The following is a 25,430-nucleotide window of genomic DNA, read 5'->3' on the forward strand; positions in this document are numbered from 1 at the left end:
CGATTGCTCGCGATGGACGTTAACGATAACGCGTACTCATTGAAGAAACGCGTCAAGTTCATCGTCGGAACGCCGCCCGGAGCAAGCTCGCTCCTACAGGGCGGTGATTAATACTCCAGCGACGCCTGTTTCAGGTACATGCCTGCCTGGGTCATGGCGATGCGGAATTTGACAATGTCGCCCGCCTTGAGGGTGATGTTCTGCGGCCCCGAAGCCAGCATCCCGGGGTTGCAGCCCGGCGCCTGGCCCGGCAGCAACTTGAGTCGTAGTGAAACGTTGCCCGGTGGCAAATTGAATGAAGTGCTCTGCTCCTGGAACAATCGCGCAGATAACTGATCCTGTATGTACACGCCGATCTCGCACGAGGTCGCGACTTCCAGGCGTTCGCGGGAAATAATCAACACGCCGTAATCTGTTCCGGCGGCGCTGGTCGTTTGCGCGACACCGAAAAGGCTGAGGAGGCTGAATAGGCTAAAGGCTGACCAGCGCATGGCTGAATCTCCTACTGTCGTTTCATTGATGACGCAGCTTGGCCGAGCAGGGCGCCGATTGCCAGCCCGGCAGATCACTTCAGAACTTGACCTTGCCATCGTGGCAAGGTCGAGGATGGTCACATCCCTCATTAAAAGGAGAAGTGTGATGCAAGTATTCAACGTTCAAGGTATGTCGTGCGGCCACTGCGTTCGGGCCATTACTCAGGCGCTACAGGCCAAGGATCCGGCGGCCAGTGTTCGTGTCGATCTTGCTGCGAAAGAGGTGGGTGTTGAAAGCGCTCTGTCGGCGGATGAAGTGATCAACCTGATCAGCGAAGAGGGCTATGCAGTGACGCTCGCCTGAGTCTTTTTATTAGTTAGCGACCTATCGGAATGTTCAAGGCGTCCAAGCGCGGCTAGACTGTCGGGCCGCTGACTGACGTTCAACTGGATGCCTGATGAACTTTCGCACAATCCTGATTCTTGGTGCCTTGAGCGCTTTCGCACCGCTGGCGATCGATTTTTATCTGCCGGGTTTTCCGGCGATGGCGGTCGCTTTCGGTACTGATGAAAAACATATTCAGCTAACGCTGGCGGCTTATTTTCTCGGCTTGTCTATCGGGCAACTGGCCTATGGCCCGGTGGCGGATCGCTTCGGACGGCGGATTCCGCTGCTGGCCGGGGTTACGCTGTTCACCCTGGCGTCGCTGGCTTGTGCCTTTGCGCCTGGCCTCGATTGGCTGATCGGCGCGCGCTTCGTCCAGGCCTTGGGCGGCTGCGCGGGGATGGTGATTTCCCGGGCGGTGGTCAGCGACAAATGCGATGCGGTGGGGTCGGCCAAAGTCTTCTCGCAACTGATGCTGGTGATGGGCCTGGCGCCGATCCTCGCGCCGATGCTCGGCGGGCTGATGGTCAACCTCTATGGCTGGCAGTCGATCTTTATTGCGCTGACCCTGTTCAGTGCCCTGTCCGCACTGGCCGTGGCACTGGGACTGCCGGAAAGCCTGCCGGCCAGTCAGCCGCGCCAACCGTTGTCGGGTGCCTTGCGCCAATATGGTCGCTTGCTGTCAGACAAAGTCTATCTCGGACATGCCTTGACCGGCGGGATTGCGATTGCCGGGATGTTTGCCTATATCGCCGGTTCACCCTTTGTCTTCATCAAACTCTACGGCGTACCGGCTGAGCACTTCGGCTGGTTGTTCGGCAGTAACGCGGCGGGTTTCATTCTGGTAGCGCAGATCAATGCGCGGTTGCTGTCCAGGCGTGGGCCGGCCTTTTTGCTGGCGCGTACGGTGTGGATATATCTGGCGGCCGGTTTAACGCTGCTGGGCGTCAGTGCGTTGCACACGACTCAGTTGTGGCCGCTGCTGGTGCCGCTGTTTATCTGCATCGCGAGTTTGGGCTGCATCATTCCCAATGCTTCGGCCTGCGCCATGAGTGGTCAAGGCGCGCGGGCGGGCAGCGCCTCGGCCATGCTGGGATGTCTGCAGTTCAGTGTTGCCGCCGGGGCGGCGTCACTGGTAGGTGTTCTGCATGATGGCAGCGCAATGCCGATGGCTATGGTGATCAGTCTGTGCGGGGTTCTTGCGGTGAGCGTGGCGATGGTCACTCGCCGACTGCAAAACGCCCGGACCGCAGCACAAGCGGCTGCATGACTCAGCCAGCAGTGTACTGTTGTCTGTCGGGAAATCGATGGGGAGCCTGGAGCCGCGTTTCCAGTGTATGGGCAAAGGCGCGGGCTTCGGCTTCACTACGGAATGTCACCGCGTGTTGGTCGAGCCGGACCTGCCATTGAGGGCCTTGGGGTTTTGCCAGTTCTTTTATCAGGATCTTCATTGCTGACCTCCTCACGTAAAAGACAACGCTGCAAAGACCTAGAGTGTAGACCCGAATGCGGTCGCAGATATGACGCAGGTCAAGTCTCTGACTGACGGTGTCATCCGCATCCCGCTCAGGTTGCGGATGACTGCGATGTCCCTGCGCTTTAGAAGCCTTCGAGCACGATCTTGCCTTTGGACTTGCCGCTTTCCAGCAGTGCGTGGGCACGCCGCAGGTTGGCCGCGTTAATGGTGCCGAAGTGTTCGCCGACGGTGGTTTTCAGGGTGCCCGCATCGATCAACTCAGCCACGCGGTTGAGCAGCTTGTGCTGTTCGAGCATGTCTGTGGTTTCGAACAGCGAACGGGTGTACATGAACTCCCAATGCAGCGACAGGCTCTTGCGCTTGAGCTTGGTGACGTCCAGCGCCTTCGGATCATCGATCAGCGCCAGTTTGCCTTGGGGCGCCAGCGCTTCGACCAATTGCTCCAGGTGCTGATCGGTTTGCGTCAGGCTGGCGACGTGGGTCACGTGAGTCTGGCCGGCACGCTTGAGTTCTTCGCTTAGCGGCTGGCTGTGATCGATCACCAGATCGGCCCCCAGTTCATGCACCCAGCTCCGGGTTTCGGGGCGTGACGCGGTGCCGATCACTCTCAACGCCGTGAGCTGGCTGGCCAGTTGAGTCAGGATCGAACCCACGCCACCGGCGGCACCGACAATCAGCAGGCTTTGGCCCTGATCGGTTTTGCCTTCACTGACTTGCAGCCGTTCGAACAGCAACTCCCACGCGGTAATCGCGGTCAGCGGCAATGCAGCGGCTTGCGCGAAGCCGAGGGTTTTTGGCATGTGGCCGACAATCCGCTGGTCAATGACGTGCAGCTCGCTGTTGCCGCCGGCACGGGCAATGGACCCGGCGTAGAACACTTTGTCGCCAGCCTTGAACAGACTGACTTCGCTACCGACGGCTTTGACCACGCCAGCTACATCCCATCCCAATACCTTGGCGGTGCCACCTTCGGGCTGGACGTTCTGGCGGACTTTGGTGTCCACCGGGTTGACCGAGATGGCTTTGACTTCAACCAGCAGATCCCGAGGGCCGGCCACCGGTTCTGGCAGCTCGACGTCTTGCAGGGATTTTGGGTCGTCAATGGGTAAGGACGTGTAGTAGGCAACGGCTTTCATGGGAGCTCCTGAAGGGTAATAGCGCTGAAAGGCAATAGTTCGATAGGCGGATCATTGGCTATTTCTCTTGAAGATAAAACCCGCTAAAACAGCAGTCTCTTTCAATATTTTTTTGATAATCGGCTGGTGATAGACGATGTTGCGTTTCGATGACTTGCAGTTGTTCGTGCGCGCGGCGGACCTGGGCAGTTTGTCTGCGGCCGCGCGGGTGATGGATATGTCGGCGGCGGTGGCCAGTGCCGCGTTGAAACGTATCGAGCAGCAATTGGGTGCCCGGCTGCTGGCGCGTTCGACCCGCAGCCTGCGATTGACGGCCGAGGGCGAAGGCTTTCTTGAGTACGCCAGGGCCGCGTTGAGTAACCTCGATGAGGGCCGGCGTCTGCTGGCCAGCGGGCAGGATCAGGTGAGCGGGATTTTGCAGCTGTCGGCGCCTTCCGATTTCGGGCGCAACGTGTTGCTGCCCTGGCTGGATGAGTTCCAGCGTGAGCACCCCAGGCTCACCGTACGTTTGTTGCTGGGCGACCGGATTGCCGACCTGTTCCGCCAGCCGGTGGATATCGCTCTGCGTTACGGTGAACCGGAAGACTCAAGCCTGGTGGCGTTGCCGATTGCGCCGCAGAACCGTCGGGTGTTGTGTGCGGCCCCCAGTTATCTGGCCCGGCGGGGTGAGCCCCGGCAACTGGAGCAATTGGCCCAGCATAATTGCCTGCTATTCATGCTCGGCAGTCGGGTTCACGATCACTGGAGTTTTCATGACGGCAAGCGCGAAGTGGGCCTGACCGTTAGCGGCGATCGCTTCAGTGACGATGCCGATGTGGTGCGCTTATGGGCCGTGGCGGGTGCGGGGATTGCCTACAAGTCCTGGCTTGATGTGGCCGCCGATGTGCTGGCCGGGCGTTTGCGAGTGCTGATGCCGGAATTGTCATGTGAGCGTGCGCCGCTGAATTTGTTGTGCGCCCATCGCGCGCAATTAAGTAAACCGGTGAACTTGTTGCGTGAAATGATTAAGTCACGTTGCGAGACGATATCCAGCCAATGTCCAACATTGTTTGTCTCTGATGATTAACCGCCATAAGACGTCTGTGCCCTGGGTTTAAGGCGTCGTTAACAGAAGCGGGCAGGTCGCATCCAGCAATAACCCTGGTAAACGTTCCCGCACACTCGATTTGCAGACTATCGAATCGGGGGAGAGGACATGGGGATTCAAGGATATAGCGCTGCTGAGCGTCTGGAACGGTTACCCATCAGTGGTTACCACCGAATCATTTTCATCATCATTGCCCTGGCGTTTTTCTTCGACTCCATGGACCTGGCAATGATGACCTTCCTGCTTGGCTCGATCAAAGCCGAGTTTGGACTGAGCACGGCGCAGGCAGGGTTGCTGGCCAGTTCGAGCTTCTTCGGCATGGTCCTGGGGGCGTCCTTGTCCGGTATGTTGGCCGATCGTTTCGGCCGCAAGCCGGTGTTCCAGTGGAGCATTGTGTTATGGGGCCTGGCGAGCTACCTGTGTTCCACGGCGCAGACGATCGAGATGCTTACGCTATTCAGAATCCTGTTGGGGATCGGCATGGGCATGGAGTTTCCGATTGCCCAATCAATGCTCTCCGAGTTGATTCCGGCCAAGGGGCGGGGACGTTACATCGCGTTGATGGACGGCTTTTGGCCCCTTGGGTTTGTAGCGGCGGGAATTCTTTCCTACTTCCTGTTACCCGTCATTGGCTGGCGTGACATTTTTCTGGTGTTGGCGGTGCCGGCGGTGTTTGTTCTGGCTATCCGCTTCTTCATTCCGGAGTCACCGCGCTGGCTGGAACAGGCCGGGCACCACGACTCAGCAGACAAAGTATTGCTGCGCATCGAGGACCGGGTTCGCGCCTCGTTGAAACGGCCCGTTTTGCCTGAGCCGATTCGCCTGCCACGCATCGCCATCCACCCCGTGACCTTCTTTTCGGCATTCCGCGAGCTATGGTCGCCACTCTATCGCCAGCGCACGATGATGATCTGGAGCGTCTGGTTCTTTGCTCTGCTGGGCTTTTACGGCCTCACTTCCTGGCTCAGCGCGTTGCTGCAGCAGTCGGGTTTTGCCGTGACGCAGTCGGTGTATTACACCGTGCTGATTTCCCTCGGCGGGATCCCTGGCTTTTTGATGGCGGCGTGGCTGGTGGAGCGCTGGGGGCGCAAACCCGTGTGCATCGTGACCTTGCTCGGTGGCGGGACCATGGCGTTCTTTTACGGGCAAAGTGCGGTGTTTGGCGGCAATGTCAGCCTGCTGATTGGCTCGGGCTTGCTGATGCAGTTCTTTCTGTTCGGTATGTGGGCGGTGCTTTATACCTATACACCCGAGCTGTATCCGACGTCGGCGCGGGCTACAGGATCAGGCTTCGCCTCGGCGATCGGTCGGATTGGTTCTTTGCTCGGGCCGATGGTGACCGGGCTGGTATTCCCGATCACCGGGCAGGGCGGTGTATTCGCCTTGGGTGCACTGTGTTTTGCGACCGCCGCAGCGGTGGTCTGGCTGTTCGGGATGGAGACCCAGGGCAAGACGCTGGAGGAGTTGAGCGAGGCGGTTGCGGGGTAGGTCTGTCAGGGCACACCACGTTATCGTTCATCGCGGGCAATCCTCGCTCCTACAGGTACATGCGGTTCGTAGGAGCGAGGGACGCCCAGTCCTTGCCCGCGGCGTCCTGTTTGACGACGTCTCCAACTACCTGAACAACGCCGCCTGCCCCTCAGGCGATGTAAACATTCCATCCCCGTCATGCCCAACCCCGGGCACTTCGATCAGGCGCTGGCTCAGTCCTTGAGGATGGCGCCGTCTCAGATAGTCAAAATAATTGCGCCCACGAATCAGTCGATAAGCGCCCTGGGTTTGGGCCTCACAACTTTTATCCAGCGTCGGATGATGCGGGTCGATGTCTTGCTGCCCCAGCAGATAAACGATGTCGCGTTTGACGTAGTTTGCCTCCAGCTGCGCAGGCGTTTGCCCGCTTGCATAGGCGGGTAAATCCGTTAGCCCGTACTTCCAGTGGTTAAATGCCGGACAACTGGCGTGATTGAACGCGACTGGCCGTTTTTCATCGAAATACGCGTACGACGAGGGATTGACGATCACATAGCGCACCTTCACGCCGGCGGTCTTGATGGCTGGTTGATCATGGCTCAGCAGCGCGTAGCGCTGAACCACCTGAGCGCCGCCGGAGTGGCCGGCGATGACGATTTCCTTCACATCCGGGAACTGTTGTCGATCGACGAGTCGGGCGACGATTTCGTCGATAACTGCGTAGGAACTCAGAGGGTGCGGAGCTGAGGACAAGCCGCCGGCCATCCAGTCATTGCCCTGCCAGTGCAACATGCTGTCGGGCAACTGATGGCGGGCGATATCGGATTCATTGAGAAACTGTGGTGCGATCACCAGTGTGGTCGCGCTTTGCCCGGCCTGCTCGGCTGCGCGTTCGGCACTCCGACGGTAGGTTTGAGCATTGCGTAAATGGCCATGAATGATGATCAGCACGCGTTCGATCTTCGTCGGCGCAGGGCCGATGTCCACGGTCATCTCGCCGGCTTCCAACTGCAAGCGCCCGGGGCTGATCTCTTTGACCCCATGCTCGGCAGCCTGGCTGCCGATGCAGATGACCAACAGGCCCAGAAACGTCAGCCATCGAGCGATCATTTACAGGTCTTTCACAGCGAAGGTATCGCACTGGCTGATCTGGCCCTGGGCGAACCCGGTCTTGAACCAGCGAACCCGTTGTGCCGAGGTGCCGTGAGTGAAGGAGTCCAGTATTACGCGGCCCTGACCCTGCTGTTGCAAGCGGTCGTCACCGATGGCATTGGCTGCGTTCAGCGCTTCTTCGATGTCTCCCGGCTCGAGCCAGTTCAGACGCTTTTGCGCATTGTTGGCCCAGACACCGGCCAGGCAGTCGGCCTGTAACTCCTGACGCACCAACAGACCACCGTCGCCCTCCATCTGCCGACCCTGGTGCCGAGCAGCCTGGATCTTGGCAGAGACGCCGAGCAAGGTTTGTACGTGATGGCCGACTTCGTGGGCGATGACATAGGCCTGAGCAAAGTCGCCCGCAACGGAGAAACGTTGGGACATCTCCCGGAAGAAACTCATGTCCAGATAAACCTTCTGGTCCGCCGGGCAATAGAAGGGGCCGGTGGCGGAGCTGGCGAAGCCACACGCGGAGTTCACCCCGTTGCTGAACAGGGTCAGCGTAGGGTACTTATATTGGCGTCCGGCCTGCTGGAAAATTTGCCCCCAGGTGTCCTCTGTATCGCCGAGGATGGCGCGGACGAATTCTGCTTGCTCATCTTTGGCCGGCAGTGCCTTGCGCATCTGTTGGGTGGTGGCCGCTTGCTCGGTCAGTTGGCCGGTCAGTTGCCCGAGAATCTGCATCGGATCCTGGCCGGTCAGCCAGCCGATGCCGACTATCAGCACGACGGCAGTCAGGCTCAGGCCCTTGCCACCACCGAAGCGTATCCCACCGCCGCCCTCGCCAGTATCGTCACCGCGAGCATCCACCACGTTGTCGCTGCGTCGACCTTTTTTCCATAGCATGTGGGAATCCTCTCTTAATCTGGTGATGAGTGTTGCTGGTGAGTGGCGCTGGCGCCAGTCCGGCCGTCCGGCATTTGCCGCGAACGGTGGTATTCGCGGCAACGATTTCGTCGTCGCCGAGAAATATTCAGCGTTCCATAGAACACAGGCGACCCATCAAATTCCGTCGGGTGACGGGTTTTATTAAGGAGGGCAGAACGTCTGCTTCGAGAGGGCTGGTCGATCTCCTATTCGTAAGCGGTAGCACCGGCGATATGTCGACCGGCAATGTAGCCAAAGGTCAGCGCCGGGCCGAGATTGATGCCGCCGGCCGGGTAGTAGCCGCCCATGATGCTGGCCATGTCGGTACCCGCAGCGTATAGCCCGCGGATCGCCTGGCCGGTTCCATCGAGCACTTGGGCATGTTCATTTACTTTGAGCCCGGCGAAGGTGCCGAAACACCCCGGCTGGACTTTCACGGCATAGAACGGACCTTGTTCGATGGGGGCGACGCAGGGGTTGGGCTGCTGCAATGGGTCGCCCTGTTTACGGTTATAGGGTGTCGAACCGCGGCCGAACTGCGGGTCGTCGCCGTGTCGCGCATGCTGGTTGTAGCGCGACAGGGTGGAGCGCAGGCCCTGCTCGTCGATACCGCAGGCGTGGGCCAGTTCCTCGAGGGTGTCGCCGGTCTTGAGGTAACCCGAGCGAATGAACGGCGACACCGGCAAGGGAAAGGGACGAGAGATGCCGAGACCATAACGACGCTGGAAACGATGGCTGCAGATCAGCCAGGATGCGACTTCCTCACCTTGTGGGGCTGCTTCAACCATCGCCGTGACATAGTCGTAGTAACCGTTGGCTTCGTTGACGAAGCGTTGGCCATTGCTCAAGACACCGATGATTCCCGGCTTGCCGCGCTCGATAATGTGCGGGAAGTGGCCGATCCTGCCGTTCTTGTACGGCACTTGCGAGACCGGGGCCCAGGCGACGGGGGACTCGAGATCGGTCTTGACCTGCGCGCCGACGCTTTCGCCCAGCCGCAGCCCGTCGCCTGAAGCGCCAATAGGCGGCAATGCCAGATGCTCGTGGCCTGTGGGTGTGCGCGGGAACAGTGCTTTACGTCGCTCTATGTCGTTGGGGAAACCACCCGCGGCCAGCACCACGGCTTTGCGGGCGCGGATGTGGAACGTGCGCTTGGCGGTACTGACTATCGCACCGCTGACCTCATCTCCCTCGCGCAGCAGTCCTGTGACCGGTGCCGACTCCCAGAGCAGCACGCCGAGGTCTTCAGCCGATTTTGCCAGGCGTGCGATCAGCGCGACGCCGTTGACCAGTTGCATGGCGCGACCGTGCCGCGCAAGGTCAAACACATGTCGGCTCAAGCGCTTGACCACATGCAGTGCCGCAGATGGCGAGCGGGTCAGGTTGAGGAACGCCGAGAGGTCAGCACCGGCCATGATCGGCATGCCCATGAATGAGGTTTCACGCAGGGTTTTGCGCAGGCGTTTGAGCAGTTTGCCGACCAGGCGACCATCATAGGGCGCGGCGATGACCGAGCGCCCGCCGGTGCCGGCACCGGGAGTGTCGCCATGGATATCGGCGATGGCGTTGCCGTCGGCAAATTGCAGCGAGGTGTGGCGCTCGAAAAACGACACCATGTGTGGCCCGGCTTCGAGGAAGGCGTCGATCAACGCCGGTTCATAGCGTTCACCCAGTTCGTGCTTGAGGTAGGTGCGCGGCAGCTCCACATCTTCGACGATACCCGCGCGTTGGGCCAAAGGGTTGCACGGCACCCACATCCAGCCACCCGACCAGGCGCTGGCGCCGCCGAACACCTCGTCCTTTTCGACGACGATGACTTTCAGGCCATGCCAGGCTGCTGTGACGGCGGCTGCCAGACCCGCCGCGCCAGAGCCGACGATCAGCACGTCGCAGTCGATTTCTTGCTGGGAGGAGGCGGCAGGCATCGTGGCAGAACTCCAGAAATATTCAGTAGATTGTTATTTTGTGGAACTTGGTTCCAAAATATACGTAGTCGAATTAGAAACGGCAAGTGACGGGCTACCGACTGATTTCACTCCGGAACGCAGTTCCAGGTTTCGTATTCGATGTGTTGTCTTCTAGAATCACGCAAATTTCGTCTGGACCCCAACCATGGCCGGCAGTCAAATCGAACGTGTTTTCAGCGTTCTGGAAAGTCTCACCAGTGACCCGCGGGGCCTGCCGATGCAGACCCTGGCAGAGCAACTGGACATCCCGAAAAGCGCCACCCATCGTCTGCTCGCCGAGCTGATTCGCTTGGGCTATGTGCGGCAAAACCCAGACAATCTGCGTTATCACCTGTCAACCAAACTGGTCGCGATGGGCTTTCGTTACCTGGCGAGCAGCGGTGCGGACATCGTTCAGCCAGTGCTTGATCGCCTCGCTCAGGAAACCGGTGAGCTGGTGCGTCTGGGGGTGATCGAGGGCGAGCGTCAGACCTGGATTGCCAAGTCTCAGGGGGCGCGCTCCGGCCTGCGCTACGACCCGGACATGGGCCGTGAAGCGCCGCTGTTCTACACCGCTTCCGGGCATGCCTGGCTGGCTTGTCTGAGCGATGCCGAGGCCTTGTCGCTGGTTGAGCGACAAGCAGCGCACGTTCCAGCGGAGCTGGGGCCGAACGCGCCACGCTCCAATATCGAACTGCTCGAGCGTTTGCGATTGGCGCGTGAACAGGGCTATGCCTGGGTCGAGGAAAGCTCGGCGGTCGGTACCTCGGCGATTGCCGCGGTGGTACGTCATCCGGTGGATGGACGGGTGGTCGGCGTGCTCAGCGTCGCCGGGCCGAGCGCGCGGCTGCCACAGGCAAGGCTGCATGAGCTGGCGCCGCTGCTGTTGAAGTTTGCGCACGAGTTGTCGGCGGCGAGCCAGGCGTCTGAACTCTTCAGCTGATCCTTTCGGGTTGACCTCAAACCTGTAGCAGCTGCCGAAGGCTGCTACGGGGGCGAATCGTCTTCAAATCTGTTCGCTGTTCGCCCAGCATTTTGTTTTTCTCTTGATTGAAACTGGAACTGAGTTCTAAATAATTTGAGTTCAGCGTCCCGAGAACAATCACAAGAGGATTTCCGCTTTGAACCCGCCACTTCGCATCGCTCTGATCGGCGCCGGCAACATGGGCCAGCAGCATTATCAACACCTCAAACATCTGCCCGAGGCCACATTGTGCGCGGTGGCCGATCCCGGGTCTCAGGCCGTGGGCATCGCGGCGCAATGGGATGTGCCGTATTTCGCGGATCATCGGCAGATGCTCGAGCAGGTACGGCCTGAGGCGGTGATCGTCGCCAACCCGAACAACCTGCATGTCGGCACAGCGCTGGATTGCCTGGCGATGGGCGTGCCGGTGCTGCTGGAGAAACCGGCAGGCGTGCACATGGACGAAGTGCGCGAGCTGGTTGCCGCCTCGAAAGCCACCGGGGTGCCGGTGCTGGTGGGGCATCACCGGCGACACAATCCGCTGATCGTCCGCGCCCATGAACTGGTGCGCAGCGGCGCGCTGGGACGGCTGACCACGGTCACCGCGCTTTGGCAATTGCAAAAGCCCGACAGCTATTTCGAGACCCCCTGGCGCCGCGAACCCGGCGCCGGGATGCTGCTGACCAACCTGATCCATGACCTCGATTTGCTGCGCCACCTGTGTGGTGAAGTGCGCCAGGTTCAAGCCATTACCAGCAACGCGGTGCGCGGTTTTGCCAATGAAGATTGCGCGGCGGTGTTGCTGCAATTCGACAATGGCGTGCTCGGCAGCCTGACCGGCTCCGACGCGGTGGCGGCGCCCTGGAGCTGGGAGCTGGGTTCCGGTGAAAACCCGATTTATCCACGGCAATCCGATCAACCCTGCTATTTGTTGGCCGGGACCGGCGGCGCGTTGAGCATCCCGCAGCTCAAGCGTTGGCAGTACGCCGAGGCCGGTGCCGGGTGGCATCAGCCGTTGCTGGCGGTGCAGGAAAGCTTCACCGCGGATGAGGCGTTGCGTCTGCAACTGCAACACTTCGTTCGGGTCGCGCGAGGTGAAGTGGAACCGTTGGTGAGTGTCGCCGACGCCGCTCGCACCCTGGCGCTGATTGACGCGATTCGTGAGGCCGCCGCAACCGGTCGTGCTTGCGCCCCAGCCCACATTGGATGAAGTGACGATGATGAACGAACGCGTTTTTTCTCTGGCAGCCCTGACGGTTCTTGAGCTTTCACCTCCCGAGATGGTCGAAGTCGCAGCCCGCGCGGGCTACAGTCATGTTGGCTTGCGCGTAGTGCCGGCGACGCCTGAGGAGCATCACTTCCCCTTGGTCGGCGATACCGGTTTGCGCCGTCAGACGATGGCGCGGCTGCGCGATACCGGCATACAGGTGCTGGATGTCGAGATCCTGCGGCTCAAACCGCAGACCTGCGTCGCTGATTTTGAGGCGATCATCGCTGTGGGTGCTGAACTGGGTGCCAGTGAATTGCTGGTCGCCGGTAACGATCCTGATGAACGTCGACTCACCGATAACGTTGCGTCGTTGTGTGATCTGGCCGGTCAATACGGTTTGCATCTGCATCTGGAGTTCATGCCCTGGACCGATGCGCGCAACCTCGAGCAGGCTGTGCGCATCATTGAAAACGCCGACCGCGAGAATGGTTGTGTGCTGGTGGATGCTTTCCACTTCGACCGCTCGGGATCGCGCCTGGAGGATCTGGCCAGGGTCGCGCCATCCCGGCTGCGTTATGCACAACTTTGCGATGTGGCGGGACCGCGACCGGACGACATGCAGGAAATCCTGCGCCAGGCGCGTAATGAGCGGCGTTTCCCTGGTGATGGCGATTGCGATTTGCTCGAGCTGTTGCGTTGTTTGCCAGGCAATCTCCCTTTGAGTCTGGAAGTCCCCACCGCGCGGTTGTTGGAACAGGGTGTGAGTGCCTTGCAGCGGGCGCAGATGGCGCTGGACAAGACCCGGGTGTTGTTGGAAAACCTATAGCTGATCGTTCCCACGCTCTGCGTGGTAACGCATCCATGGACGCTCTGCGTCCGCTTCCGAAGTGACGCAGAGCGTCACGGTATGCATTCCCACGCAGAGCGTGGGAACGATCAATGAAGAGAATCCCATGACCCTCAGCACACCCCTTTCCGGCGTCAATAAGCCCTTTAAAGGCATTGTGTTGATCGTCGTGGCGACCTTTCTGTTTTCCAGTCATGACGCGCTGTCGAAGTTCCTCTGTGGTTTCTATCCGGTGGTGATGGTGGTCTGGGCGCGTTATCTGGTTCATACGTTGCTGATGGCTGGCATCTTTGTGCCGCAGTCCGGCCTTCGGGTGTTGCGCACCAAGCGGCCGCTGCTCCAATTGCTGCGGGCGCTGTGCCTGCTCAGTACCAGCCTGTTGTTCACCACGGGATTGCTGTTCATCCCGTTGGCCGAAGCTACGGCGGTGAACTTTCTTGCTCCGGTATTGGTGACAGCCTTGTCGGTGCCGTTGCTGGGTGAGAGGGTGACGAGTGGCCAGTGGGTGGCGGTGCTCTGCGGTTTTATCGGGGTTCTGATCATCGTCCACCCCGGCGGCGAACTGTTCACCCCGGCGGTGCTGTTGCCATTCTGTTCGGCGCTGTTTTTCTGCTTCTATCAGTTGCTGACACGCAAGCTCAGCGAGTACGACAGTCCAACCACCAGCAACTTCTTCGCCGGCCTGTGCAACACCTTGGTGATGAGCGCGTTGGTGCCGTTCTTCTGGCAAGTACCGAGCTTCAGTCATGGCTTGCTGATGCTGGCGCTGGGCGGTTGCGGCATGACCGCTCACTTGTTCCTGACCCAAGCCTTCCGCCACGCGGCGCCTGCGTTGCTGGCACCCTTCAGCTATTGCCAGATCGTTTTTGCCGGCCTGTTGGGTTGGTTGCTGTTCAAGCACACCCCTGACCTCACCACTCAGATCGGGATACTGGTGATCTGCCTGAGTGGCCTGGCCGCAGCGTGGCAACAACGCCGCCGCTGACATCAATCAAAACCTGAAGCGCACTACCAGGCTTTGCAACCCGGCCGCCAGCCGTGACAGCTCGTGGCTGGTGGCGCTGGTCTGGGTGGACGCACCGGCGCTTTGCAGGGACAGGTCGCGGATATTCAGCAGGTTGCGGTCGACCTCCCGGGCCACCAGGGCCTGTTCCTCGGAGGCGCTGGCGATTACCAGATTGCGCTGGTGGATCTGCTCCATGGTCCGGGTGATTTCAGCCAACGCCTGACCCGCATGTTCGGCGATAGCCAGGGTGTGGGCGACGCGTTGGCTGTTGCTATGCATTGATAGCACCACGCTGTCAGTACCGCCCTGAACCCGGGCGATCATCTGTTCTACTTCCCGGGTCGATTGCTGAGTGCGATGAGCCAGAGCGCGAACCTCGTCGGCAACCACGGCAAAGCCGCGTCCCGCCTCACCGGCCCGTGCGGCCTCGATGGCGGCATTGAGGGCGAGCAGGTTGGTCTGTTCGGCAATGGCGCGGATCACATCGAGCACCTTACCTATTTCCCGCGACTGTCCGGCCAGGTCCTGGACCTGATGCAGGGCCGATTGCACGTCGTTGCTCATTGCCCGGATAGCATCCAGAGTCTCGGCGACTCGTGTCTGGCCGCGGGTCGCTTCGAGGGTCGATTGGCCCGTGGCGTCGGAGGTCGAGACTGCATTGCGTGCGACCTCTTCAACGGCGGCGGTCATTTCATTGACCGCTGTGGCGGCCTGCTCGATTTCGTTGTGTTGCTGCTGCAAACGGTTGGAGTCTTGTTCCGTGCTCTGGCTCATTTGTCCGGCCGCGCTGGCCAGTTGCGTAGACGTGCCGCTGATCAATTGCAGGGTTTCACGCAGGCTGGTTTGCATACTCGCCAAGGCCCTGAGCAGGCGTGCGGTCTCATCGGTGCCGAGGCTCTGGATAGGGCTGCTCAAGTCGCCGTGGGCGACCAGCTCGGCGATCTGAACGGCCTGACGAATCGGGATGACGATGCTGCGAATCAACAGCCAAGCCAGGCACAACGTCAGCAGGGCGACGGCGATCAATGCACCGATCACGGTCATTTTCACTTGGGAATAGAGTGTGTCGGCATGGCTGGCCGACTGGCTGACTTCATTGGCCGTAAGGCTCATCAGTTCGGCGAACTGATCGCCGGTGCGGGTCGAGTAATCCTGGATCTTGCCGTTGAGCAGCGTGCTCATTTCCTCGCTGCGGTTTTGCCTGGACAACTGTTCGTACTGATCCAGCGCCTGACGGTAACTCTGCACGGTATTGACGAATTGTTGGTATTGCGGGCGGTTGTAGTCGCCGACCAAGGGCGCGAACTGACCCATGGTCTGCTCCAGCCAGCTTTCTACCAGATGCAGGCGGGCGATGGTCGCGTCGAGCACTTTGGGCTCGCGATTCAGAGCCATGCGCAGGCTGAGCACGCGAATGCTCAGAATATAGTCGCGGATCTCCCCCAGGTACCGGGTGCTGGGCAGGGAAACATTTTCTGTATGTTGACCGGTGGCGCGAACCTCAGCGACCTGCTTGAGGGCGAATAGCCCTTGCAGCAGGACCAGCAGGGCGATCAGGCCGAAGCTGATCAACGCGCGTTTGGCGATGCTCAGGTTGCCAGGCGACATGGCGTGAGTTCCTTGGGCGCAAGAGAAAAAAGAGGGGGGCAGTGAGGGGGAGGGGCATGTACGCAGGCCTGGAGCCCAGGCCTGCGTGGAGGTGGATCAGTCTTCGATTTTCGGGATCTTGCGCGGTGCCATGAAGTACATCCAGATCAGCGCAATGAAGTACATCGCCGGGATCATGGTGAACAGTACGGTGTAGTTATTATGGGTGGTGGTCAGGATGTAGCCGACCAACTGGGTCATGAACATCCCGCCGATGGCCGCGCACATACCGCCGAAGCCGAACACCGTACTCATCATGTGCTTGGGTGTGTAGTCCATCACCAGGCTCCAGATGTTTGCGGTCCAGGCCTGGTGTGCGCCGATGGCCAGGGAGATAGCGAACACTGCGACCCACAGATTGCTCGAGCCTGCAGCCATGATCACGCCAATGATGCAGCAGGCGAACAGCAGCATCGACATCAGCCGCGCTTTGATCGGGTTGACTCCGCGACCTATCAGGAACGAAGACAGAATGCCGCCACCGACGCTGCCGAAGTCGGCGGTCAGGTAAATGATGATCAGCGGGATACCCATTTGGGTCACGTTGATGCCCAGGTTGTATTGCTGGTTCAGAAATGGCGGCAGCCAGTACAGGTAGAACCAGAACACGGGCGCGGTGATCGCGTAGGCCAGGGCGAAAGCCCAGGTGCCACGCATGCGCAGGATTCGCGAGAAGGGTACGGAAGGTTGTTCCGGCTCGACTTCCTTCTGGATGTAGTCCAGTTCGGATTGTTTTACCGAGGGGTGATCTTCCGGGTTGAAGTATTTCAGGCCCCAGAATATCAGCCAGATCGCGCCCAGTGCCGACATGCAGAGGAACGCGGCTTGCCAGCCCCAGACCTGCAGGATCAGCGGCAGCAGCATCGGCGTGAACATCGCACCGACGTTAGTGCCGGCGTTGAAGATGCCAGTCGCTACTGCACGCTCGCCAGCCGGGAACCACAGCCGGGTGGTTTTAACGCAGGCCGGGTAGTTGGCGGCTTCGGTCAGGCCGAGAATGAACCGACAGACCATAAAGCCCGCTGCCGAGGTTGCCAGGCCATGGGCGCCAGTGGCCAGGCTCCAGAGCAGCACGGCGAAGAAGAACACCCGTTTCACGCCGATCCTGTCGATCAACCGTCCTTGCAGGACGAAGCCAACGGCGTAGCCGACCTGGAACCAGAAGTTGATGTTGGCGTAATCCATCGCTGTCCAGCTCATTTCCTTGGCCAGGATTGGCTGCATCACGCCCAGTGCGGCGCGGTCGATGTAGTTCAGCGTGGTGGCGAAAAACACCAGTGCCAGCATGCCCCAGCGGGTCTTGCCGACAGCCATTGCTGCGCGAATCTTGTCACCTACGCCGCCTCTGGCGACGCCCAGATCTGGGGCCATGCGTGAGCTTTGAGAAGGAATCATGTGGGCCATCCGTTCAATGACTGACGAGCATTGCTCGTCGGGACTTCAAGGGCGCGTGATCAATCGTCAGGGTGCGCGGGCTTACGCAGGGCGAACTCAATGATTGATCGGCTGAGTGTTCTCGTCGACTCAAGGCTGGGCCGAGCGGACGAAAGCGGTTTATTCAGCGTGCAAGCACGGTTCAGCCGAGGGCGCGTAGAACGTCGGAATGAGGGCTGCGGATGGGCGCCAGGCAGGGCGTGTGAAGGGGCGAGCAAGGGAGCAAAGCGTTGGATGCGAGCATGAGCGTGTACCCGATTTTTGAAATTTTTATGGTGTGTTCTGGGTCTTTGGTAACTGAAACCCGCTTTTTTAAGGTGGGTTCAATGTGGTGTCGATGGTGCGCAGTGAGCGAAAAATCGTCAATTCACTAACGGCCATTGTGTTCGATAATCGCCCGAAAAACTAACCAGTTCGTACACTTTGAATTGCTGTATGGATGGCTCGGCTCAATAATTCACACCGCTAACCCCGTAGCAGCCTTCGGCAGCTGCTACGAAAAGCGTGCAGGTCCTCTAACAAGATCAGCCCATTTCACCGGGAGTTGAAACATGCAGCGTTCCATTGCCACCGTTTCCTTGAGCGGTACCCTGCCGGAAAAGCTTGAAGCCATCGCCGCCGCCGGTTTTGACGGGGTGGAGATTTTCGAGAATGACCTTCTCTACTACGACGGCAGCCCGCGTGAAATCAGGCAGATGTGCGCTGACTTGGGCATCGCCATCACACTGTTTCAGCCTTTCCGTGATTTTGAAGGTTGTCGCCGCGATCGTTTGTCGCGCAATCTCGAGCGGGCCGAGCGCAAGTTCGACCTGATGCAGGAACTCGGCACCGATCTGGTGCTGGTGTGCAGCAACGCCTCGGCAGACAGCGTCGGTGATGAGCAAATCCTGATCGACGACTTGCGCCTGTTGGCCGAGCGCGCTGGCGCTCGGGGCCTGCGGATTGGCTATGAAGCGCTGGCCTGGGGCCGGCATGTGAACACTTATCAACAGGTCTGGAACATCGTCCGTCAGGCCGATCACCCGAGCCTTGGCGTGTTACTGGACAGCTTTCACACCCTGTCGCTCAAGGGCGATCCTAGGGCCATCGCCGAGATTCCGGGCGACAAGATCTTTTTCGTGCAAATGGCCGACGCACCGATTCTGGCCATGGATGTTCTGGAGTGGAGCCGGCACTTCCGCTGTTTCCCTGGTCAGGGTGAGTTCGACCTGCCGGGCTTCCTCGCGCCAATCATCAAGAGTGGCTACACCGGACCGTTGTCGCTGGAAATCTTCAACGACGGTTTCCGCGCCGCCCCGCCCCGGGCCAATGCCGCCGATGGTTTGCGCTCCTTGCTGTATCTGGAAGAAAAAACCCGCGAGCGCCTGCAACAAGAAACTGTACCTGCGGCCAACCTCGATACGCTGTTCGCCACGCCTGCGGCCAGCGAGTACGACGGCATCGAGTTTCTCGAGTTTGCGGTGGACGAAAGCCTTGGCGCCAAACTGTCTCACTGGCTGGAGCGCCTGGGGTTCGTCAAGGCCGGTCAGCATCGTTCCAAGAACGTCAGCTTGCTACGCCAGGGCGATATCAACCTGATTCTCAACTCAGAGCCCTATTCATTTGCCCACAGCTTTTTCGAAGCTCACGGGCCGTCGCTGTGCGCTACGGCGATTCGGGTCAAGGACAGCGCCAGCGCACTGGCTCGGGCTGTTGCTTACAAAGGCCAGCCTTATCGCGGTCTGGTCGGGCCGAACGAGCTTGAGCTGGCGGCCGTACGGGCGCCGGATGGCAGCCTGATTTACCTGGTGGATCAGGACGTCGACGGCAAAACCCTCTACGACACCGACTTCAATCTGCAACCGGCGCTGATCGCCAGCGGCGGTCTCAAGCGCATCGACCATATGGCCATGGCGCTGCCGGCGGACAGTCTCGACAGCTGGGTGCTGTTCTACAAAAGCCTGCTGGATTTCGAGGCCGACGATGAAGTGGTACTGCCCGATCCTTATGGTCTGGTGAAGAGCCGTGCGCTACGCAGCCGTTGCAGTTCGATTCGTTTGCCATTGAACATCTCCGAGAACCGCAACACGGCGATTTCACACGCCTTGTCCAGTTACCGCGGTTCTGGGGTACACCACATTGCCTTCGATTGTGACAACATCTTCGCCGAAGTCAGTCGGGCCAAAGAGGCAGGGGTGCCGCTGCTGGATATCCCTCTGAACTATTACGACGACCTCGCGGCACGTTTTGATTTCGACGACGAGTTTCTCAGTGAACTGGCGTACTACAACGTGCTGTATGACCGCGACGCGCAAGGCGGTGAGCTGTTCCATGTCTACACCGAACCTTTCGAAGGGCGCTTCTTCTTTGAAATTATCCAGCGCAAGAATGGCTACGTGGGTTATGGCGCGGCGAACGTCGCGGTGCGCCTGGCAGCGATGGCCAAGTCACGCAGTGGTGGCGTGCGGCAGGCCAAGTTGTAAGCGTTTGGTAACGGCGGTCAGAAACGGCCGCCAGTGTCCTTTCCTTCACTGCGCGGCGCGGCCCATAATCGCTACCTGTGCAGTGATGGCCGTGAGCCCGGAATGACTATGACCCCAGACCTCTCTGTAGCGCCCGACGAGCCTGCTCTCGAGCCGCGCAAGAGTCGCAAGAACAACCCGGAAAAGACCCGCGAGAATATTCTTCAAGAGGCTATTGTCGAGTTCGTCCAGCAGGGGCTTTCGGGTGCTCGCGTTGATGCCATCGCCGAGCGTATCCACACCTCCAAGCGAATGATCTATTACTACTTCGGCAGTAAGGAGCAGCTCTACGTCGAGGTTCTGGAGAAACTCTACGGCGATATTCGCAGCACCGAGAGCCGTCTGCACCTGGCTGAGCTGGAACCCCGTGAGGCGATTCGGCGGCTGGTGGAATTCACCTTCGATCACCATGATCGCAACGTCGATTTCGTGCGCATCGTCAGCATCGAGAACATTCACAATGCCGAGTACGTGAAGCAGTCCGACGCGATCAAGGCGATGAACAACACCATTCTGGATTCACTGGGGGAGATTCTTGAGCGCGGTGCCGAGGAGGGCGTGTTCCGCCGTGGGCTTGAACCACTGGACGTGCATTTGCTGATCAGTTCGTTCTGTTTCTACCGCGTCTCGAACCGCAATACCTTTGGCGAAATCTTCCAGATCAATCTGGCGGACGAAGCGATCAAACAGCGCCATCGCGAAATGATCAGCGAGTCGGTGTTGCGGTATTTGCAGGCCTGAGCTGTGGCGAGGGGCTTGCCCCCACGCCACACATACCTGTGCAACTCTTAGCTATTCATGCTCTGAAAGTGCTCAAGCATTCGCTGCGCATCCGGCACCACGCCGCTGAACAATTCAAACGCCTTCACTGCCTGAAACACCGCCATCGTGCCGCCATCCAGTGTGCGACAGCCTAAAGCTCGAGCGTTGCGCAGCAGTTCGGTTTCCAGCGGGAAGTAGACGATCTCTGCGATCCACAATTCTGCTCTCAGTAACTCCACCGGCACTGGCATTCCAGGCAGCTTGGCCATGCCCATCGGTGTGGTGTTCACCAAGCCATCGGCTTGCGCCAGTGCGCTCGGCAGATCGCTTCCCGCACGGGCGCGACCGGCACCGAAGTGCTTGTTAAGATTGTCTGCCAGGCTTTGTGCGCGGCTGGTTTCCACATCGAAAATGCTCAGCTGTTGCACACCTTCGCTCAGCAGCGCGTGGGCAACCGCCGCCCCGGCACCGCCTGCGCCCATTTGCACCACGTGCCGGCGGGCGACGCCATTCAAGCCACGCCGAAAACCTTCGGCAAAGCCCAGACAATCAGTGTTGTGGCCGATGCGTTTGCCATCCTTGAGCACCACGGTGTTCACCGCGCCGATGCCGCTGGCCTCAGGTGAAAGTTCGTCGAGCAACGGGATGATCGTTTGCTTGCACGGGAAGGTGATATTCAGCCCGGTAAAATTCATCCGCTCGGCGGCCAACAGCAGCTCGGGCAGGGCGTTGCTGTCGAGCTTCAACGGGTCCAGATCGATCAACCGATAGAGGTAGCGCAAGCCCTGGGCATCGCCTTCATGCTCGTGAAGTGCGGGTGTGCGCGATGCCTGGATGCCCGCGCCAATCAGTCCAGCCAGTACACCGGTTTTCTGCGACATACCGATCACCCCTTCAACTGCTGGCTGAAATGCTCCAGCGCCAGGCGATAGCCGTTGCTACCAAAACCGCAAAGCACGGCCTTGGCAATCGCCGACACAAACGAGTGATGACGGAACGGTTCGCGAGCATGGACGTTGGACAGGTGGACTTCGATCACCGGCAGCTCACTGGCCACCAGCGCATCGCGGATCGCCACCGAAGTGTGGGTCCAGGCCGCCGGGTTGATCACGATCCCGGCGCAACGGCCGCGAGCGCCGTGAATCCAGTCGAGCAACTCGCCCTCGTGGTTGGTCTGGCGAAACTCTACTGCCAACCCGAACTCCTCTGCGGCACGGCCGCACAAGGCAGAAATGTCAGCCAGGGTTTCATGGCCATAAGTCGCCGGCTCACGGGTGCCGAGCATGTTCAGGTTCGGGCCGTTGAGCACCAGAACGATAGGGGACATGTGGGGTATCTCCGCTGTTATTTTTGGCTTTGGCTGAGAGAGTCAGCCTGTGGGGATAAATTGTACTAACTAGTTACTTCGGTCAATTGAAGACATGCGGCAGGCAAGAAACGGCAGAAATAAGTGTTCGGTGATCGGACATTTCAGCCAGGGCAGAGGGCGGGGTAGTAAGAATTACTTACGACTTGGCGCCGCAGGACGAGGGGCTTTGCCCGCCGGCAGAACTAATCTCAAGTCCGGGCAGTGGCATGGAAAACTGCCAGCTGTCGGATTCATTAAGGAAAAACGAGCCAAGTGGCTTATTAACCTAACGGATGGGTTAGCATGAAAATATGCAACTAAAAGGGATTGGCGATGGTGCTCATGCTGCGAGACGAACACTGTCCGCCTCACGTGCATGTCGACGGAGGCAGATGGAGTGCTCGTTTCAAATTCAGCTTCTGGCATAACGGCGTTGAGCTGTGGGATGTCATCCCTTATGCCCGTCGACCGCCTTTGGCGATCCTGGAGGGCTTGCGTCAGGAGCTGAAACAACCTGCTCATTTGCAGCGTGCGCGCAGTATTTGGTGGGCCAAAATTCAGACTGCCTGCCTGGATAATCAATTGTGGGATTGGCAGGCAGATGAAGTGGTCGCAACGAAGAGGCCTGGCAGCACGACCTATCTGATTGAGTCGGCTCGTTATGAGCTAGAGGGAAATAAAACCCTGCTGGGGCTGGTTGATGCGCCAGACAGGGTGGAGATCGAACTATGAAAACGATAAAGGCCAGGGTGCCATTCGATGGGCCGGTAACCGAGGCCGTTTTGGATGAGGCGATAGAACGTGGTCAGGCTCGCCGCAGTCGCGGGGTCAATGCGACCACCGTGAAGTTTCAGGAGCAGCGCCTGTCTATCGGTTTTGAAGATGGCAGCGCGATCCTGCTGCCGGTGAAGAACTATCCGGAATTCGATGATTTCAAGGGCGAGGATTTCGCCGGACTGGAAATTGGCTTTGCAGGTACGGCGATCTGTCATGAGGCGCGGGATTTACAGGTATCCATTGCCGGTCTGATATCGGCCAGCAAGCCGTTGATGGACATGGCAGCGGTAGTGATCGCCTCGCGCAATGGACGGCAAAGCAGTGATGCCAAAGCGCAGGCGGCCCGTACTAACGGTAGAAAGGGTGGTCGTCCGCGCAAGGTCGATGTCACCCTTTAAGCCGCCCGGATGACCCATGCAAAACAGCCGTCATTGCGACGGCTGTTTTGTAGGTCAGAGCAGTTTCAGCGCCGGGTCAACAACACCCCGGACTCCATATGATGAGTCCATGGGAATTGGTCGAACAGCGCACAGCGGGTGATGCGGTGGGTGTCGTGCAGTTGGGCGATGTTGGCCGCGAGGGTTTCCGGGTTGCACGAGATGTAGAGGATATTCTCGAAGCGTCGGGTCAGCTCGCAGGTGTCCGGGTCCATACCGGCGCGCGGTGGGTCGACGAACACGCTGCCGAACTCGTAGCTCTTGAGGTCAATGCCGTGCAAACGGCGGAACGGGCGAATCTCGTTCAAGGCTTCGGTCAGTTCTTCTGCGGACAAACGCACCAGGGTGACATTATCCACAGCGTTTTCGCTGAGGTTGCTCAATGCGGCATTCACCGAGGTCTTGCTGATTTCGGTGGCCAGCACTTTGCGCACACGGGTTGCCAGCGGCAGGGTGAAGTTGCCGTTGCCGCAATACAGCTCCAGCAAGTCATCCGAACGCTCGCCGAGTGATTCGAACGCCCAGTTGAGCATCTTCTGGTTGACCGTACCGTTGGGCTGAGTGAACGCGCCTTCCGGTTGGCGGTAGCTGAACGTGCGGCCGCCGACGTCGAGCTTCTCGACCACATAATCGCGGCCAATCACCTCGCGCTTGCCCTTGGAACGGCCGATCACGCTGACATTCAAGTCGGCGGCCAGTTTTTCTGCGGCGACTTGCCAGTGCTCATCCAGCGGGCGGTGATAGCACAGGGTGATCATCGCATCGCCAGCCAGGGTGGTCAGGAAATCCACCTGAAACAGCTTGTGGCTCAATGCTGCGCTGGCTTGCCATGCCGCCTTGAGCTGCGGCATCAATTGATTGATGCGCAGGCTGGCGATCGGGAACTCTTCGATCAGAATCGGCGTGCGATTGTCCCCCGGGGCGAACATTGCGTAGTGGCGCTCGCCGTCTTCACGCCACAGGCGGAATTCGGTACGCAGGCGGAAATTCTTCAGCGGTGAGTCAAACACCTGAGGCTCGGGCGCATCGAACGGCGCCAGCAGTTCGCGCAGGCGCGCAGCTTTTTCGTCGAGCTGACGGGTGTAGGCTTCGGTGTCGAAAGACGGAGCACTCATGCGTTGAACCAACCCAGCTTGATCACAAACAGAATCGACAGAATCACCAGCGCCGAGTTCAGTTCACGACCACGACCGGACAGCACCTTGATCGCGGTCCAGGAGATGAAACCGAAGGCAATGCCGTTGGCGATGGAATAAGTGAACGGCATCGCCAGGGCGGTGACAACTACAGGCGCGGCGACAGTGATGTCGTCCCAGTCGATTTCGGCCAGGCCGGAGGTCATCAGTACCGCGACGAACAGCAGGGCGGGCGCGGTGGCGAAGGCTGGAACGCTGCCGGCCAGTGGCGCGAAGAACAATGCCAGCAGGAACAGGATCGCCACAACAATGGCGGTTAGACCGGTACGGCCGCCGGCGCTGACGCCCGCTGCCGACTCGATATAGCTGGTGGTCGTCGAGGTGCCCAGCAAGGAGCCTGCCATGGCCGCAGTACTGTCGGCGATCAGGGCGCGACCCATTTTCGGCATGTGGCCGTCTTTGCCCATCAGGCCGGCGCGTTTGGCCACGCCGATCAGAGTGCCAGAGTTGTCGAACAGATCGACGAACAGGAAAGCGAAGATCACGCTGACCAGACCGATGTCCAGCGCGCCTTTGATGTCCAGTTGCAGGAAGGTCGGCGCCAGGGGAGGCGGCATCGACATCACGCCGCCGAACGGGGTAAAGCCCAGCGCGATGGAAACAATAGTCACCGAAAGAATGCCGATCAGCACTGCGCCACGAACCTTCAGGGCTTCAAGAGCGACGATCAGGGCGAAACCCAGGGTGGCGAGGATCGGTGCCGGTTGTTTCAGATCGCCCAAGCCAACCATAGTGGCTGGGTTACTGACCACGATGCCGGCGTTGTGCAGGGCGATCAGTGCCAGAAACAGGCCAATACCGGCGGCAATCGCCGAGCGCAGCGCCAGCGGGATGCTGTTGATGATCCATTCGCGGATGCGGAAGATCGACAACAGGAAAAACATCACCGCCGAGATGAACACCGCCCCCAGTGCTACTTGCCAGGTGTGGCCCATGTGCAGGACTACGGTGTAGGTGAAGAAGGCGTTCAAGCCCATGCCCGGCGCCAGAGCGATCGGGTAGTTGGCGATCAGGCCCATCACGGTCGAGCCGATGGCCGCCGCCAGACAGGTCGCGACAAACACTGCACCCTTGTCCATGCCGGTCTCGCCGAGGATGCTCGGGTTGACGAATAGAATGTAGGCCATGGCCAGGAAGGTCGTGAGGCCCGCAAGAATCTCGGTCTGCACGTTGGTGTTGTGTGCCTTGAGTTGAAACAGCCTTTCCAGCATGTCTGCTCCCCGTGGCGCGCCCGGCGCCGTGAATGTATCGACTCAAACAGCAAAGCACAGTCTGCCTGAAGCACCTGTTGATTTTCTGTGGGTC

25 protein-coding genes are annotated in these 25,430 nt (G+C 59.6%); 13 read left to right on the forward strand and 12 right to left on the reverse strand.

The window, feature by feature from the left end:
• Positions 1-107: 107 nt before the first annotated feature.
• Positions 108-491, reverse strand: coding sequence for a hypothetical protein (locus tag AC07O1_RS02440; RefSeq protein ID WP_494993547.1), 384 nt, complete (start codon positions 489-491; stop codon positions 108-110).
• Positions 492-639: 148 nt separating this feature from the next.
• Here AC07O1_RS02440 and AC07O1_RS02445 point away from each other — a divergent pair, with 148 nt between their 5' ends.
• The gene (locus tag AC07O1_RS02445; RefSeq protein ID WP_494993548.1) at positions 640-837 is read left to right on the forward strand and encodes a heavy-metal-associated domain-containing protein; all 198 of its coding nucleotides are present in this window, start codon (positions 640-642) and stop codon (positions 835-837) included.
• Positions 838-931: 94 nt separating this feature from the next.
• On the forward strand, positions 932-2,128 hold the full coding sequence (locus AC07O1_RS02450) for a multidrug effflux MFS transporter (protein ID WP_495087814.1): 1,197 nt from the start codon (positions 932-934) through the stop codon (positions 2,126-2,128).
• A 1-nt stretch (position 2,129) separates the two neighbouring features.
• Here the strand turns inward: AC07O1_RS02450 and AC07O1_RS02455 are convergent, their stop codons facing one another.
• Entirely contained in the window at positions 2,130-2,309 is a 180-nt protein-coding gene (locus tag AC07O1_RS02455; RefSeq protein ID WP_494993550.1) for a hypothetical protein, read from the reverse strand.
• Between the two features lie 148 nt (positions 2,310-2,457).
• Positions 2,458-3,471: a zinc-binding alcohol dehydrogenase family protein gene (locus AC07O1_RS02460; protein ID WP_495087815.1), complete on the reverse strand. Its 1,014-nt coding sequence runs from the start codon at positions 3,469-3,471 to the stop codon at positions 2,458-2,460.
• Positions 3,472-3,607: 136 nt separating this feature from the next.
• Between AC07O1_RS02460 and vimR the strand changes: the two genes are divergently transcribed.
• Both vimR and AC07O1_RS02470 read left to right on the forward strand, forming a co-directional pair.
• Positions 3,608-4,537, forward strand: a complete 930-nt coding sequence (gene vimR, locus AC07O1_RS02465) for a transcription regulator VimR (RefSeq protein ID WP_495022821.1) — start codon at positions 3,608-3,610, stop codon at positions 4,535-4,537.
• 129 nt (positions 4,538-4,666) lie between these two features.
• Positions 4,667-6,046 (forward strand): MFS transporter, encoded by a 1,380-nt coding sequence (locus AC07O1_RS02470; RefSeq protein ID WP_495087816.1) that lies wholly within the window; start codon positions 4,667-4,669, stop codon positions 6,044-6,046.
• A 126-nt stretch (positions 6,047-6,172) separates the two neighbouring features.
• Here the strand turns inward: AC07O1_RS02470 and AC07O1_RS02475 are convergent, their stop codons facing one another.
• Both AC07O1_RS02475 and ypfJ read right to left on the reverse strand, forming a co-directional pair.
• Positions 6,173-7,138, reverse strand: a complete 966-nt coding sequence (locus AC07O1_RS02475) for an alpha/beta hydrolase (protein WP_495087817.1) — start codon at positions 7,136-7,138, stop codon at positions 6,173-6,175.
• Positions 7,139-8,029, reverse strand: coding sequence for a KPN_02809 family neutral zinc metallopeptidase (gene ypfJ / locus AC07O1_RS02480; RefSeq protein WP_495087818.1), 891 nt, complete (start codon positions 8,027-8,029; stop codon positions 7,139-7,141).
• Here ypfJ and AC07O1_RS02485 point away from each other — a divergent pair.
• On the forward strand, positions 8,028-8,216 hold the full coding sequence (locus AC07O1_RS02485) for a hypothetical protein (protein ID WP_494993556.1): 189 nt from the start codon (positions 8,028-8,030) through the stop codon (positions 8,214-8,216). The genes ypfJ and AC07O1_RS02485 overlap by 2 nt on opposite strands.
• A gap of 40 nt (positions 8,217-8,256) precedes the next feature.
• Here the strand turns inward: AC07O1_RS02485 and AC07O1_RS02490 are convergent, their stop codons facing one another.
• Entirely contained in the window at positions 8,257-9,975 is a 1,719-nt protein-coding gene (locus AC07O1_RS02490; protein WP_495087819.1) for an FAD-dependent oxidoreductase, read from the reverse strand.
• 187 nt (positions 9,976-10,162) lie between these two features.
• Between AC07O1_RS02490 and AC07O1_RS02495 the strand changes: the two genes are divergently transcribed.
• The 4 genes from AC07O1_RS02495 to AC07O1_RS02510 all read left to right on the forward strand — a co-directional run bounded on the left by AC07O1_RS02495 (position 10,163) and on the right by AC07O1_RS02510 (position 14,002).
• The gene (locus tag AC07O1_RS02495; RefSeq protein WP_495011297.1) at positions 10,163-10,939 is read left to right on the forward strand and encodes an IclR family transcriptional regulator; all 777 of its coding nucleotides are present in this window, start codon (positions 10,163-10,165) and stop codon (positions 10,937-10,939) included.
• 178 nt (positions 10,940-11,117) lie between these two features.
• Entirely contained in the window at positions 11,118-12,170 is a 1,053-nt protein-coding gene (locus tag AC07O1_RS02500) for a Gfo/Idh/MocA family protein (protein WP_495087820.1), read from the forward strand.
• A 10-nt stretch (positions 12,171-12,180) separates the two neighbouring features.
• Positions 12,181-12,996 (forward strand): sugar phosphate isomerase/epimerase family protein, encoded by an 816-nt coding sequence (locus AC07O1_RS02505; protein ID WP_495022815.1) that lies wholly within the window; start codon positions 12,181-12,183, stop codon positions 12,994-12,996.
• A gap of 127 nt (positions 12,997-13,123) precedes the next feature.
• A complete protein-coding gene (locus tag AC07O1_RS02510; protein ID WP_495087821.1) occupies positions 13,124-14,002 on the forward strand; it encodes a DMT family transporter in 879 nt (292 codons plus the stop codon).
• 6 nt (positions 14,003-14,008) lie between these two features.
• Here the strand turns inward: AC07O1_RS02510 and AC07O1_RS02515 are convergent, their stop codons facing one another.
• On the reverse strand, positions 14,009-15,631 hold the full coding sequence (locus AC07O1_RS02515) for a methyl-accepting chemotaxis protein (RefSeq protein WP_495087822.1): 1,623 nt from the start codon (positions 15,629-15,631) through the stop codon (positions 14,009-14,011).
• Positions 15,632-15,727: 96 nt separating this feature from the next.
• Positions 15,728-17,065, reverse strand: coding sequence for an MFS transporter (locus AC07O1_RS02520; RefSeq protein ID WP_495087823.1), 1,338 nt, complete (start codon positions 17,063-17,065; stop codon positions 15,728-15,730).
• 590 nt (positions 17,066-17,655) lie between these two features.
• Here AC07O1_RS02520 and quiC point away from each other — a divergent pair.
• Together quiC and AC07O1_RS02530 are read left to right on the forward strand one after the other, a co-directional pair.
• Positions 17,656-19,566: a 3-dehydroshikimate dehydratase QuiC gene (quiC, locus tag AC07O1_RS02525; RefSeq protein ID WP_495022813.1), complete on the forward strand. Its 1,911-nt coding sequence runs from the start codon at positions 17,656-17,658 to the stop codon at positions 19,564-19,566.
• Between the two features lie 102 nt (positions 19,567-19,668).
• Positions 19,669-20,346: a TetR/AcrR family transcriptional regulator gene (locus tag AC07O1_RS02530; RefSeq protein WP_494993565.1), complete on the forward strand. Its 678-nt coding sequence runs from the start codon at positions 19,669-19,671 to the stop codon at positions 20,344-20,346.
• A gap of 47 nt (positions 20,347-20,393) precedes the next feature.
• On the opposite strand, the gene AC07O1_RS02535 is transcribed toward AC07O1_RS02530, so the two are convergent.
• Both AC07O1_RS02535 and aroQ read right to left on the reverse strand, forming a co-directional pair.
• The gene (locus tag AC07O1_RS02535) at positions 20,394-21,248 is read right to left on the reverse strand and encodes a shikimate dehydrogenase (RefSeq protein WP_494993566.1); all 855 of its coding nucleotides are present in this window, start codon (positions 21,246-21,248) and stop codon (positions 20,394-20,396) included.
• A gap of 5 nt (positions 21,249-21,253) precedes the next feature.
• Positions 21,254-21,694 carry a type II 3-dehydroquinate dehydratase gene (gene aroQ / locus AC07O1_RS02540; RefSeq protein ID WP_494993567.1) on the reverse strand — a complete coding sequence of 147 codons (441 nt, stop codon included), beginning with the start codon at positions 21,692-21,694 and terminating at the stop codon, positions 21,254-21,256.
• A gap of 354 nt (positions 21,695-22,048) precedes the next feature.
• On the opposite strand from aroQ, the gene AC07O1_RS02545 reads away from it, so the two are divergent.
• A complete protein-coding gene (locus AC07O1_RS02545) occupies positions 22,049-22,447 on the forward strand; it encodes a DUF4160 domain-containing protein (protein WP_495087824.1) in 399 nt (132 codons plus the stop codon).
• The gene (locus AC07O1_RS02550; RefSeq protein ID WP_495087825.1) at positions 22,444-22,890 is read left to right on the forward strand and encodes a DUF2442 domain-containing protein; all 447 of its coding nucleotides are present in this window, start codon (positions 22,444-22,446) and stop codon (positions 22,888-22,890) included. The genes AC07O1_RS02545 and AC07O1_RS02550 overlap by 4 nt, the downstream gene beginning before the upstream one ends.
• 65 nt (positions 22,891-22,955) lie before the next feature.
• Here the strand turns inward: AC07O1_RS02550 and trmA are convergent, their stop codons facing one another.
• Together trmA and AC07O1_RS02560 are read right to left on the reverse strand one after the other, a co-directional pair.
• The gene (gene trmA, locus AC07O1_RS02555) at positions 22,956-24,044 is read right to left on the reverse strand and encodes a tRNA (uridine(54)-C5)-methyltransferase TrmA (protein ID WP_495087826.1); all 1,089 of its coding nucleotides are present in this window, start codon (positions 24,042-24,044) and stop codon (positions 22,956-22,958) included.
• Positions 24,041-25,336: an NCS2 family permease gene (locus tag AC07O1_RS02560; RefSeq protein ID WP_494993571.1), complete on the reverse strand. Its 1,296-nt coding sequence runs from the start codon at positions 25,334-25,336 to the stop codon at positions 24,041-24,043. The genes trmA and AC07O1_RS02560 overlap by 4 nt, the downstream gene beginning before the upstream one ends.
• Positions 25,337-25,430: the final 94 nt, after the last annotated feature.

Source organism: Pseudomonas sp. GW821-FHT07G10 (genome assembly GCF_059418545.1).